This window comes from Thermus aquaticus (assembly GCF_001280255.1).
Lineage (GTDB): Bacteria > Deinococcota > Deinococci > Deinococcales > Thermaceae > Thermus > Thermus aquaticus.
In genome coordinates, this window is record NZ_LHCI01000062.1 from 1 (window position 1) to 631 (window position 631).

The 631-nt window shown below is 71.6% G+C and carries 2 protein-coding genes; both read left to right on the top strand.

Annotated elements, in window-relative coordinates:
- The coding region (locus BVI061214_RS00375; RefSeq protein ID WP_282953978.1) for a transketolase C-terminal domain-containing protein at positions 1 to 208 on the top strand (208 nt) is incomplete at its 5' end.
- Positions 195 to 631, top strand: a 437-nt coding sequence (locus BVI061214_RS00380) for an MBL fold metallo-hydrolase (RefSeq protein ID WP_053766892.1), incomplete at its 3' end; no start/stop codon positions are given. The genes BVI061214_RS00375 and BVI061214_RS00380, both read left to right, overlap by 14 nt.

The window sequence follows — 631 nt, forward strand, 5'->3', positions numbered from 1 at the left end:
CCAGAAGATGGGCGGCTTCGGGAGCGCCGTCCTGGAGGCCCTGAACGAGATGGGCCTGAGGCCCGAGGTCCGGGTCCTGGGCCTTCCCGACCGCTTCCTGGAGCACGGGCCCATCCCGAGCCTCCACCGCCAGGCGGGGATAGACCCGGAGGGCATCCGCAAGGCTCTGGAGGAGATGGGGGTGGAGCGGGTCCGTGAGCGGGCCTGAGGTCCTGCGCTTCGCCGCCAACCTCTACCGCGTCCCCCTGGAGGAGGGTTACTTCCTGGTGGACGCGGGCCTCCCTTGGGAGGCCAGGAGGCTTCTTGCCCTCCTCAAGACCCCGCCCCGGCTCCTCTTCCTCACCCACCACCACCTGGACCATAGCGGCGGGGGTAGAGCCCCCTCGGGGCGCTTTTGGCTCCCCCTCCCCGCCCCCCCCAGGGAGTGGCCCTCCCTGACCGGGGAAAGCCCCCGCCCGCCCCTGCCCATCCCCCTTTTGGGCAAGGCCCTGGCCAACCTGGGCCCGCCCATCCCCAAGGAGGCCTTGGTGCCCGTGGAGGAAGGGGAAGAGGTCCATGGCTGGCGGGTGGTGGCCCTGCCCGGCCACACCCTGGGCCAGGTGGGCCTTTACCGGGAAAAGGTCCTCCTGGC